The following is an 11,839-nucleotide window of genomic DNA, read 5'->3' as shown; positions in this document are numbered from 1 at the left end:
TATTTCGTGAGCAAATAGTTTTTAGGCAGCCGATCGCTGGGCCAGAACCTCGACTATCGCCGCTCCAATATCGGCCGGCGACTGGACTACCTTAATGCCTGCTTCAGTCAATGCTTTCATCTTCTCGGCCGCGGTGCCTTTGCCACCGGAGATGATCGCACCGGCGTGGCCCATTCGGCGTCCCGGAGGTGCGGTCTGGCCGGCGATGAAGGCTACGATCGGCTTGGTCACGTGTTCCTTCGCATATGCTGCCGCGTCTTCCTCCGCGGTGCCGCCGATCTCACCGATCATCACGATAGCGTCCGTGTCAGGATCTTGCTGAAATAATCTCAGAGCGTCTGTGTGATTCGTCCCGATGATCGGATCGCCGCCGATACCGATAGCGGTCGACTGGCCGAGACCGAGAGCGGTCAATTGCCCGACTGCCTCATACGTCAGCGTACCTGAACGCGAAACGACGCCGATGCGGCCTTCCTTATGGATATGTCCGGGCATAATACCGATCTTGCACTTGCCGGGCGATATGATGCCGGGACAATTCGGCCCGATGACTCGTGTGTTGCGGCTGGCAAGATACTCTTTGGCCTTGACCATATCCGCAACCGGGATTCCTTCCGTAATACAGACGACAAGCGGTATCCCCGCATCGGCGGCTTCCATTATTGCGTCAGCGGCAAATGCCGGCGGCACATAAATGACCGAGGCGTTAGCCCCCGTCTCTCTGACGGCGTCCGCAACGGTGTTAAAAACCGGAATTCCCTCGTGTAGAGTTCCGCCCTTGCCCGGCGTTACGCCAGCGACGACATTAGTGCCGTATTCGACCATCTGCAACGTGTGAAACGTGCCTTCCTTGCCGGTGATGCCCTGGACGACCAGACGTGTGTTCTTATCAACTAGGATACTCAATGCAAATCTCCTGAAAAGTAACGATATATAGCAAAGGCAAAGTATAGCACGTTGCCCGTTTTGCTTGGCAATCCAAGAAATTCAAGTTTTCGTGAACAAATATTTCAAGATAGGCGTTATCCACTACGACATCTAGTCAACGATACGTCCAAAAACAGCGACTTTTCGCTCAGAAATTGCGATGAAACGCCTTTATTCATTTTATTACGACGCTTTCTGGATCGCCTCCAGATCGATACTCGAGCACAAACTTCGAGCCTTTCTGACGCTGATCGGCATTATCATCGGTGTCGCGGCGGTCGTCGTTGTAGGCGCATCGATCAGCGGACTAAATTCATATGTTTCGACACAGATAACGAAAGTTCTCGGCAGCAATCACTTTATGATCGCTAGGATGGCATTCTCGGGACGAATGGCCGATGAGGAATTTGAACGAGCCAACCGCCGTAACAAAAAGCCGACCTGGGATGAGTACACATACATTAAAGCAAACTGCAGAAACTGCTCCGAGGTCGGAGCCCAGATGTCAGGTAACGCCGATTTTAACGAAAACGGCGTCGAAATGCCGTCGGTATCGATCAATGGCGTCACATCAAATTTTGACTTGATCGAGGATAAATCGATCATCGAGGGTAGGTTCATCTCCGCGATCGACGAATCGATCGCTGCGAAAGTGTGTGTGATCGCCGATGACGTGCGGCAAAAGTACTTTCCCAATTCGTCTCCGATCGGGAAAACGATCAAACTGCACGGTCTGCCACTCACGATCGTCGGCCTCGAGGACAAACGTGGCGAACTGCCCGGCAGTTCGTTTAACCGCTCCATTTACATCCCTATCACACTGCATCGCCAAATATTCGGCACGACAGACAACGGTTTGCAGATACACGGAAAGGGCGGAACGCCGGAAACATTCGACGCAGCGATCGATGAGGTAAAGCTTTTGCTCAGAAATCGCCGCGGACTTTCCGGCAGCGACCCGGACACATTTGGCCTGGTCAATACTAAGGAACTTGGTGGTCAGATCGATCAATTTACCAATGCGATCGCCGCTGTTGTTGTTCCGATCACGATGATCATTTTGGTCGTCGGCGGCATCGTGGTGATGAATATTATGCTCGTGTCCGTCACCGAACGTACGTTTGAGGTCGGATTGCGAAAGGCTCTCGGTGCGACCCGAAAGCAGATACTACTTCAGTTCCTTATCGAATCGTCAGTTCTGTGTGTGGTCGGCGGTATCATCGGCCTGCTGCTCGCCACGCTTGTGACGCAACTAATCACGCTGTTTGCGGGCATAACTATGACCATTACGATCCTATATGTGCTCTTGTCCGTTACCGTTTCGAGTTTGATAGGTGTCATTGCGGGTCTGTATCCCGCATGGAAAGCCGCACGACTCGATCCGATCGTCGCATTGACCAAAAACTAGACGACGCGCACTTCGCGACCAACAATCTTATGAGCCTTTCAACATCATTGCCACGCGAGGTTATGAAAATGGCATTGGACTCGATCTATAGTCACAAGTTCCGATCGTTTCTCACGATCCTCGGTATCGTTGTAGGTGTCATCACTGCCATAGTTGTTGCTTCGATTCTTACGGGCGTACGAAGTTCCATAGTTGCGATCGTTGAGGAATACGGCACAAACAATATTTACGCCTTTCACCTTTCGACAGGCTTTGGCCCACGAAGCCGCGATGAACGAAATCGAAAACCGCTGACCGACGAAGATGTAAGAGCTATTCAGACTCAGTCGAGCTCGATCAGAGACGTTTCGCTAGTCGCTCCCAGTATCGGTTCATTTGACGGCGGTTTCGATGACAACCTTGTTTACGAAGGTAAGAACTATCGATGGGCACTCACCGATGGCGTCGAACCCAATTACGCCGAAATGACCAATATTATTGTCAAACACGGACGTTTTATTACCGAATCGGACAACTACCAACGGCGAAACGTCTTGGTGGTCGGCATTGATACCGTTGAGGCTCTATTTCCTGGTAAGGAGAACGAGGTTGTGGGAAAGGTCGTGCGAATGAACGGAACGACCTGGGAGATCATCGGCGTTCTTGAAAAACGAAAGGCAGGTTTTTTTGGTGAGAACGAAGAGGACCGAAAGGTTATGATGCCGTATCGTACCGCCCGTAAAGTGGCTCCGTCACGCGAAGAACTCCGGCCCGTCATTCAGGCCAAATCCGGCCAATTAAATGATGCGGTCGCCGAAGTCGAAGGGATACTCAGACAGCGACGCGAGGTCAAATTTGGTGAGCCAAACAACTTTGACATCAAGACGGCCGACAACTTTATCGCCCAATTTGACGGTATCATCGGCGGCGTGGGGATCGCCGCGATCGCAATTTCGTGCCTCGGACTATTGGTGGGCGGCATCGGTGTGATGAACATTATGCTCGTTTCGGTAACCGAGCGAACCAAGGAGATCGGAATCCGAAAAGCGATCGGCGCAACCAAAAATGCGATCGTCCTCCAGTTTTTGCTCGAAGCAATGACGCTTACATTTTTCGGCGGGGTGGTCGGCGTTGCAACGGCTATTGGTATAAGCAATCTGATAATGCTTCTGGTCCCGAGTATGCCGGCCCAAGTGCCGCTATGGGCGATCATTGCCGGACTCGGAACGTCTGTCGGTGTCGGACTGATATTTGGCGTTCTACCCGCACGCAAAGCTTCGCGGCTCGATCCGATCGAGTGTTTGCGATACGAATAGCCTCGATCTAGGACATCGGACAGGCCATTTATTTTTTGCCCGATTTCGGCCGATTACTTTAGCTCGACTGTATCCTCGTATTGCGGAACTACTACGTGCCACCCAAATCGTTCGCGAATATGCTCAGCCATCGCCTGTGCAGCATCAGGCTCACCGTGAGTGGTAAAAACTGTCTTCGGTGCATTTTTTAATCCGCTAAGCCAGCGAAGCACTGCCTGCCAATCTGCGTGTGCCGAAAAGCCATCGATCGTTTCGATCTGGCAATTGACCGGTATCCAATGCTTCATTATTTTAACTTCGCGTTCGCCCTCAAGTATTCGCCGTCCGGTCGTTCCTGCCGCCTGGTATCCAACAAATACTACGGTAGCGTTCTCATCCGGCAATAAACGCATAGCGTGATGCAGTACGCGCCCGCCGGTCATCATTCCGGACGCCGAGATAATTATCTTGGCACCACGCATATTGTTCAGACGTTTTGACTCGTCTCTGGATGACGTAGTCATCATCGACGCAGTTCTCAGCGGGTGCTTGCGCGAGGCGAGAATCGAGGCGTACTCCTCATCGTGCTCTTCATTCCAGCGGTTATAGACCTGAGTTGCCTGTGACGCCATTGGCGAATCAACGATCACCGGAAGTATCGGAATCCGCTTTTTCTCCTCAAGTTCGCGGATCATATATAGAACTTCCTGGGTGCGTCCGACCGCAAATGCGGGGATTAGAACCGTCCCTCGTCGATGGGACGCCTCGTTGATGATCCTGGCCATTTGCGTTTCAGGGTCGACATCTCCGTGCAAACGGTTGCCGTAGGTCGATTCGCACATTAAATAGTCGCAATCTGGGGGCGTCGCCGGATCCTTGACGATAGGCTGATCATAATGGCCAAGATCACCCGAAAACAAGAATCGTACCGAAGATCCATCAGGCCGCGCATTTTCAAGTTCGACAAGCACAAGGCTCGCACCCATTATATGGCCCGCGACCATAAAGCTCGCTTTTATACCTTCGCAGATATTTATTGCGACGCCATCATTCGAAACCGGTTTTAGAAGCCCCAGCGTTGCCCTTGCGTCCATTTCGTCATAAAGCGGCAACGCAGGCGCGTGGGACGTAAGGTCGTGTCGGTTACGGTAATCAGCTTCCTCTTCCTGGAGTCTGGCTGAATCCGGTAAGAGTATTCGCAAAAGATCGCCGGTCGCCCGAGATGTAAATACGGGACCGTTAAATCCGAGCTTCACGACCCGTGGTAGAAAGCCGGTGTGGTCTATATGAGCGTGCGTGATGATCACGGCGTCGATCTCAGAGGGCATAAACGGCGGATCTTGCCAGTTGCGTTCTCTCAGCTCTTTTAAGCCCTGAAAGAGGCCACAATCGACGAGAACACGCTTGCCGTTGTGCTCTATCAAGTACTTCGACCCAGTTACAGTTCCGACTCCCCCGTAGAAAGTTATTGTTGCCATATCAACTTCAATTTACCATACATAAAAGGAAAATGACCGAACATTTGCCCGGCCATTCCTGATCTTAGACTTGATATATTCCCGATCAAGGTCAATTGATCGCTTCCTTTGGAAACCATAGTACTTTCCTAGGAGTACTTGCCTTGGCCTGTTCTTTTCGCAACCGGGCCGCCAGCATCAATAGGTCTGAGGTCTCTCCGTCCGCTCCAAAAGATGCGATGCCATAACTTAGTACCGGCGAGATCGTCTCGTGATCGTTAACAAAGAACGTAGTCGTAAAAAGCGAGGTATTGATACGAGAAATCACCTCGTGAGCTATTGCCTCGTTTGCCGTAGGCAAAATTGCGAAAAATTCATCGTTCGACGCACGGGCAAAGAAGTCCATTTGGCGCAATTGTGATTTGACGGTGTTCGCGACCAACGACAACACGCGATCCCCCGCGACGTGTCCGTATTTCAGATTAAATTGGTCAAATTCTCGAATATCGAGTGCCAGCACCGTGAGCGGGCGGTTTTCCGGATTCCGTTGTGTCTCGGCGATCTGATTTTCAAGTATCAGGTGAAAAGCCCTTTCATTCGGCAAATGGGTTACCGGGTCAGTAAGAGCGTTCGACAGGCTTTGCTCAAATGACAGCGAACTCAGGACTAAAGGAGCGATGCGTTCGCCAATCGCTTCGAGCGTCGTAATGGCACTTCCGTCAAACGCGGTCCGCGAGTCCGAATAAAGCGTTATAACGGCAAACACTTCGCCGCTTCGAACTAACGGGATCGCCGCCGCTGACCGAAATCCGGACAGGGCTTCGACTGGGATCAATTCGTTAAACCCGCTCACCCCACGCTCGATCTGCACCATTCGGCTTTCAAAACATCGCCCGGCCAGTCCGGCATCGAGCGGAGTTTCGATGTTCGTCAACTTTTCGGCATTTTCGCCCTGAGCGTGGACCGACTTAAAGCTTCTGACCGCTTTGTCCACCACGAACAAAGCACTGCCGGTAAACGGCAGAAGTTGATTTGCCCGGCTTGAAACCAGCCGAAAGACATCTCCCGACTTAAGTGAACCGCGAAAATACTCGCCCGCTTCCTCGATTCCCTTGAGTTGTTCGTCGATCCGATCTTCAGCACTTTGATCAAACGACGCTATCGACCGATCAGCCAAACTTCGAAAGCTCAAGAAATGAACGGCGAAACAGACCGACAAATATACAACGATGATCGCGGAAAATCCGCGGGATTTTATCCCGTAGTCTTGTACTGAATTTGCCAAAACGAAGGACGCTGCAATTGCTGCGAGCGAAATTGCGACAAAAATGATCGGAAATATTCCGATGCCGGTGACATTATATTTTGAGGAAAGGTTGGCTTTCATTGAGGAGAGTGAGGGAACAGGGCATTGAGGGTAGGGATTCCTCATTTATTACGATAGCTTTTCATCCAGCTCCGAGTCAAGACTTTTTTAGCAGAACCCAATAAACATCGGCACATCAGAGAGCGACGCAGTCACTGTAATTCGGAGTAAAAAATATATCGAAAAAAAGTTGATTTTTGATCACTTTTAGGTTGACAGGTGACTGACGGGTGACTATTCTTACGCTTGCTTCGGGAAAGAAAGAGTCCGAGGCAAGAAGCGGTTGGCTTCGGCCATCCTTGTTAAAAATACATAACATTATCTTTGAGAAGATAGGAGACTTGAATTAAATGAAAAAGATTATTGCACTTTCATCAGTTTTGGCACTTGGTGCTCTTGGTATGGCTTGCGGCGGGGCAGCTCCGGCTAATAACTCGACCAACAAACCGGCTAACGTCACCAATGTTGCACCGGCAACCAATGTTACACCGGCAACCAATGTTGCACCGGCAACCAATGTTGCACCGGCAGCAAACGCACCGGCAGCTAATCACTCTGCGAACGCACCGGCTGCCAATCACTCGGCTAATGCACCGGCAGCTAACGCTCCGGCAGCAGCTAACGTCAAGAAATAGTTAAAGCGTTTAACTGATTTCAACCTGAAACACGCTGTTTTCGAACGGCGTGTTTCTTTTTTTTGCATCGGTTTGCGATAGTTTCCTCTTATAATAATCGTCGCAACGCGTTGAAGTGACATTTTTAGGGTTGACTTAAGTGGCTTTGGCAACTATATTATCGATTGTTCCGAAAAATAGAAAGATGAGGGACATCGGACGTGTTCGCACGGCCGGGATGGTAAATTAAATTAGATCTAATCTTTGTAGAAGACAGGAGAATCGATTTTTATGAAAAAAGTAATTGCACTTTCAGCGGTCCTTACGATGGGCGCTTTGGGAATGGCATGCGGCGAAGCTGCTACCAACACCGCAGCTAATAAGGCTGCTAACGCAACCAACACGGCTGCTAACACAATGGCTAATGCCGCTAACGTAATGGCAAATGCCGCCAACACCGCTGCAACCGCTGCCAACACAGCTGCTAACACCGTTGCAAACGCTGTTAAGCCGCCGGCAACCAACGCACCCGCTGCTAACGCACCTGCTGCCAATGCACCGGCTGCTAACGCAAACGTCAAGAAATAGTTTGGTTCGCCAAACAATTAAAAAACTCGATCGTCTAAGGCGGTCGAGTTTTTTTTGTCTTCCGTATGTGCCATACACAAGTCGACACAATTGACTATCCGTTGATGACGGCATCCAATTCCGCAATATCAGTCACAGGCCGACTACAGACAAAATTCCTACAAACATACAATGTTGCTTTGCCGTCAACCTTCGGTCGATCCGTGAGTAGCGGTATTTCCGCGGGAGCATTGCCGTTGTCCAGCAACACGACTGAATCCGGTCGATATTTGGCAAGGATCGCCCGTTCGAGTTCGTTACCCGTTTCACCGACAACGACGATCTCTTTCGTTTCTGCTAGATGAAATTCGAGAGCAGACAACGATCGGCCGAATCCCTGCGGATGACGCCGGATCTGCGAAGCCGCAAGCCTCAGCACCGTGATCGCGAACCGCTCGTATTTTGCGTCGCCCGTCAACTTCGCAAGCTTTAGCAATACGTCCGCAGCAACCGAATTCCCAGAGGGTGTTGCGTTGTCGTAGAAATCTTTATTGCGGACTACCAGTTCCTCGTGATCATTAGACGTAAAGAAAAATCCGCCATTGTCTGCGTCCCAAAACTCCGTGATCATCAGATCCGTCAATCGCTGGGCCTCGATCAGATGCTCGAATTCTCCCGAAACCTGAAAAAGCTCGATCAGGCCATCTGCAACATTCGCATAGTCCTCGATGTAGCCGTTCAATTTGGCAGTGCCGTCCTTCCAGGTCCGCAAAAGTCGCCCGTCACGCGACAATTCCCTTTTGATGAATTCCGCGTTCGATCTGGCGATTTGTAGATATTCCTTATTTCCTAGTACGCCCGCGGCGTCCGCAAAGGCTCCCAGCATCAGGCCGTTCCAAGCGGTCAATACCTTCTCATCTCTAAAGGGCTTGATGCGTTGCTCTCTGGCTGCGAATAGCTTATGAATGCCTTCTCGAACGCAATCACTAGGCGATGTGCCCAGAGTTTTAACATTTAAGATATTCTCGCCTTCAAAATTTCCATTTTTTGAAACGTCAAAGTAGGCACAAAACTCGGCGCCGGCATCGTCGCCCAGGATCTGTTTGATCTCCTCCGGCTCCCATACAAAAAACTTTCCTTCGACGCCCTCGCTATCGGCGTCTTGTGTCGAATAGAACCCGCCTGACTCATCGAGCATCTCGCGTTTAATATATTCCAAGCACTCGGTGGCGATACGCTTAAAAAACTCCTCGCCCGTAAGCTGGTACGCGTGAAGATATACGCGGATCAATTGTGCGTTGTCGTACAACATCTTTTCGAAATGCGGCACCAGCCAGATCGCATCGACCGCATATCGGTGAAAACCGCCGCCGAGCTGGTCGTAAATACCGCCGCGAGCCATTTTTTCTAGGGTGAAGGTCACGATCGACAGAGCCTTATCGTCTCCGGTTCGGTGATAATATTGGAGCAAAAACTCTAACGACATTGCAGCCGGAAATTTCGGGGCTCCGCCAAAGCCTCCGTTAACAGCGTCGAACGTCTGTGTAAAGCTTGTAAACGCCGAGTCGAGCATCTCCGTCGATAGCGTTCCGGTCGCAGCCTCGACAACGCTCATTTTCTTAAGTTCACCGACAATTCGATCGGCCGACTCGATAAGGTCTTCACGTTTATTTCGGTACGTGTCAGCTATGCCTTTGAGTATCTGCCGCCACGACGGCATTCCATATCGCGGTGCCGGTGGGAAATACGTGCCGCCGTAGAATGGTCGTTTGTCGGGTGTGATAAAGACATTCATCGGCCAACCGCCGCGTCCGGTCGTCATCTGGACGAAACTCATATAGATCTGATCGACATCCGGGCGCTCCTCCATATCGACTTTGATGTTAACGAAATGCTCGTTCATTATCGCCGCGGTAGCTTCGTCCTCAAATGATTCGTGCTCCATCACGTGACACCAATGGCACGCCGAATATCCAATGCTGACCAAGACCGGCTTATCCTCGGCCGAAGCCTTTGCAAAGGCCTCGTCGCCCCACGGATACCAGTCAACGGGATTATGAGCGTGCTGCAGAAGGTACGGGCTAGTTTCGGTGATCAGGTGATTTGTGAACTTATGCGAGTTATCCATTCCCATATTCTTTCACGCTCGGGCCTTTTTTTGAAACGAGGCACCGATTCTGATATATTAGCGGCATATTCCTATATGACAGCTCGTTGTGTAGCAAAACTTCGTCCGGCTTGGCAGCGTGCCGATCTTTTCGGCGGCGACTAATCTCCTCGTGTCCAAAACTCAAGCACCGGCTTGAGATTCAGATCTCATTAACCACAGGGTGATCAGCGAGGTTTAACCCATACATTGGAGAATATTATGCAGCCAAATACAGAACTACAGCGTCCCGTTATCAAAACAGCTCTACCCGGCCCGAAGGCACTTGAGATCATCAATGCCGACGCACAATACGTCACACCGAGCTATCCGCGTCCCGACTATAAACTCGTAGCTGAAAAGGGCTATGGCGTCTGGATCGAAGATCCGGACGGAAATATATTTCTAGATTGCAATGCGGGCGTCGCTGTCTGCTCGACCGGTCATTGCCATCCTGAGATCGTTAAGGCGATCTCAGATCAGGCCGCCGAACTGATCCATCTATGTGGCACTGATTATTATTACCGCCATATGCCGGCACTTGGTAAAAAGCTGGACGAGATCGTACCGATCGAAGGCCCCACGAAATCACATTTTGCAAACAGCGGAGCCGAGGCGATCGAGACCGCATTAAAACTGGCGATGTATCACACTCGCCGACAGAAATTTATCTCGTTTTTCGGATCGTTCCACGGCCGTACGCTCGGGGCATTGTCGTTGACTTCGTCAAAGAAAGCTCAGCGGCTTGGATTTATGCGCCAGACACTCGACGTCGTCCACGTTCCGTACCCGAATTGCTATCAATGCCCTTTCAATCTTGGCAAATGCTCCGACGGCACCTGCTGTATGGGCACTGTCAGTTGGATCGAAGACCGACTCTTCAATACGACCACGCCGCCCGAAGAGGTCGCAGGCATCGTGATCGAGGTCGTACAGGGCGAGGGTGGGTACATTCCCGCACCCACCCAGTTTATTCGTGAGATCCGTCGTATTTGTGACGAACACGGCATAATGATGATAATCGACGAAGTCCAATCAGGGATGGGTCGAACCGGAAAAATGTTTGCACTTGACCATCACGAAGGCATCAAGGCCGACATCGTCTGTATGGCTAAGGGTATCGGTTCGGGAATGCCGATCGGTGTCTGCACGGCGAAGGCCGACATAATGGACTGGCATAAGGGTGCTCACGCATCGACTTTCGGTGGAAATCCGGTGGCGATCGCATCTGCACTCAAGACGATCGAATTACTCGAAGGCGGGCTCGTCGACAACTCCCGTGATGTCGGTGCGTATCTTGAGGCAGGATTGCGTCGCCTGCAGGACAAATATGAATGTATCGGTGACGTTCGCGGACTCGGTTTGATGCTGGGCGTCGAGTTTGTCGAGAGCAGATCTACCGGTAAGGCTGATGCCGCGCTTCGCGACCGTATTGAAATGGAATGTTTCAATCGTGGATTGATCATTCTCGGATGCGGCACAAGTGTCATTCGATGGTCACCGCCGCTGATCTTAACCAAGGAAAACGCCGACGTTGCACTTGAGATCTTTGACGCCGCGATCGCGGCATCGGTTTAGGCTACGGCCAAAGTCATTTAATCAAAAAGCACGGTTTGGGCTCGCAGCCATGCCGTGCTTTTTTCTGTCTCTGCGGTAAAGCCACCGTATTTCCACATTGCCTTAATTAAGCAATATCTTTATCATCAAACGATGGACGTATTTGCCGCCATCGCGGACCCGACCCGGAGCACGATACTCGAGCGGTTAATCACGAATGGTAATATGGCTGCGAGCGAGATATATAAGGAATTTACATCGAGCCCTCCGGCAATATCACAGCACCTCAAAGCCTTACGCTTGGCAAAACTTGTACGAGTGGAAAAGCGTGCCCAACAGCGAATCTACTTTGTAAACCACGAGACGATGAAGGAACTCGGAAGATGGGTCAGACAGTTTACAACGGTTAAAGAACGTGGAGTTCATCAGACCAACGGATCGGATGATCACTTAGCGAACGAGAATATTGACGAACCGATGCTACCGTTTGAATGAGGGCAAGTTCGCATTAAAAGAGTCCTAT

Annotated in this window: 10 protein-coding genes; 6 read left to right on the top strand and 4 right to left on the bottom strand. The window is 50.9% G+C overall.

From position 1 onward, the window contains the following. Positions 1-21 precede the first annotated feature (21 nt). Positions 22-906, bottom strand: a complete 885-nt coding sequence (gene sucD / locus IPQ00_06500) for a succinate--CoA ligase subunit alpha (protein ID MBL0240213.1) — start codon at positions 904-906, stop codon at positions 22-24. 181 nt (positions 907-1,087) lie between these two features. On the opposite strand from sucD, the gene IPQ00_06495 reads away from it, so the two are divergent. Together IPQ00_06495 and IPQ00_06490 are read left to right on the top strand one after the other, a co-directional pair. Next, positions 1,088-2,335 carry an ABC transporter permease gene (locus tag IPQ00_06495; protein ID MBL0240212.1) on the top strand — a complete coding sequence of 416 codons (1,248 nt, stop codon included), beginning with the start codon at positions 1,088-1,090 and terminating at the stop codon, positions 2,333-2,335. A gap of 29 nt (positions 2,336-2,364) precedes the next feature. Then, entirely contained in the window at positions 2,365-3,630 is a 1,266-nt protein-coding gene (locus IPQ00_06490; protein ID MBL0240211.1) for an ABC transporter permease, read from the top strand. Positions 3,631-3,683: 53 nt separating this feature from the next. Here IPQ00_06490 and IPQ00_06485 read toward each other — a convergent pair whose 3' ends face one another. Both IPQ00_06485 and IPQ00_06480 read right to left on the bottom strand, forming a co-directional pair. After that, the gene (locus IPQ00_06485) at positions 3,684-5,087 is read right to left on the bottom strand and encodes an MBL fold metallo-hydrolase (protein MBL0240210.1); all 1,404 of its coding nucleotides are present in this window, start codon (positions 5,085-5,087) and stop codon (positions 3,684-3,686) included. Between the two features lie 91 nt (positions 5,088-5,178). Then, the gene (locus IPQ00_06480) at positions 5,179-6,453 is read right to left on the bottom strand and encodes a GGDEF domain-containing protein (GenBank protein ID MBL0240209.1); all 1,275 of its coding nucleotides are present in this window, start codon (positions 6,451-6,453) and stop codon (positions 5,179-5,181) included. 329 nt (positions 6,454-6,782) lie between these two features. Here IPQ00_06480 and IPQ00_06475 point away from each other — a divergent pair, with 329 nt between their 5' ends. Both IPQ00_06475 and IPQ00_06470 read left to right on the top strand, forming a co-directional pair. Beyond that, complete coding sequence (locus IPQ00_06475) at positions 6,783-7,067, top strand: hypothetical protein (GenBank protein ID MBL0240208.1); 285 nt, start codon at positions 6,783-6,785, stop codon at positions 7,065-7,067. A gap of 270 nt (positions 7,068-7,337) precedes the next feature. Next, the gene (locus IPQ00_06470; protein MBL0240207.1) at positions 7,338-7,634 is read left to right on the top strand and encodes a hypothetical protein; all 297 of its coding nucleotides are present in this window, start codon (positions 7,338-7,340) and stop codon (positions 7,632-7,634) included. A 94-nt stretch (positions 7,635-7,728) separates the two neighbouring features. Here the strand turns inward: IPQ00_06470 and IPQ00_06465 are convergent, their stop codons facing one another. Then, complete coding sequence (locus IPQ00_06465) at positions 7,729-9,741, bottom strand: thioredoxin domain-containing protein (protein MBL0240206.1); 2,013 nt, start codon at positions 9,739-9,741, stop codon at positions 7,729-7,731. A 240-nt stretch (positions 9,742-9,981) separates the two neighbouring features. On the opposite strand from IPQ00_06465, the gene IPQ00_06460 reads away from it, so the two are divergent. Next, the gene (locus tag IPQ00_06460) at positions 9,982-11,337 is read left to right on the top strand and encodes an acetyl ornithine aminotransferase family protein (GenBank protein MBL0240205.1); all 1,356 of its coding nucleotides are present in this window, start codon (positions 9,982-9,984) and stop codon (positions 11,335-11,337) included. 132 nt (positions 11,338-11,469) lie between these two features. Continuing rightward, complete coding sequence (locus IPQ00_06455) at positions 11,470-11,811, top strand: helix-turn-helix transcriptional regulator (protein MBL0240204.1); 342 nt, start codon at positions 11,470-11,472, stop codon at positions 11,809-11,811. Positions 11,812-11,839 lie beyond the last annotated feature (28 nt).

The organism is Chloracidobacterium sp., assembly GCA_016720705.1.
Taxonomy (GTDB): Bacteria; Acidobacteriota; Blastocatellia; order Pyrinomonadales; family Pyrinomonadaceae; genus OLB17.
The sequence above is the reverse complement of the archived record's forward strand: the minus strand, read 5'-3'. Positions and strand labels throughout refer to the sequence as shown.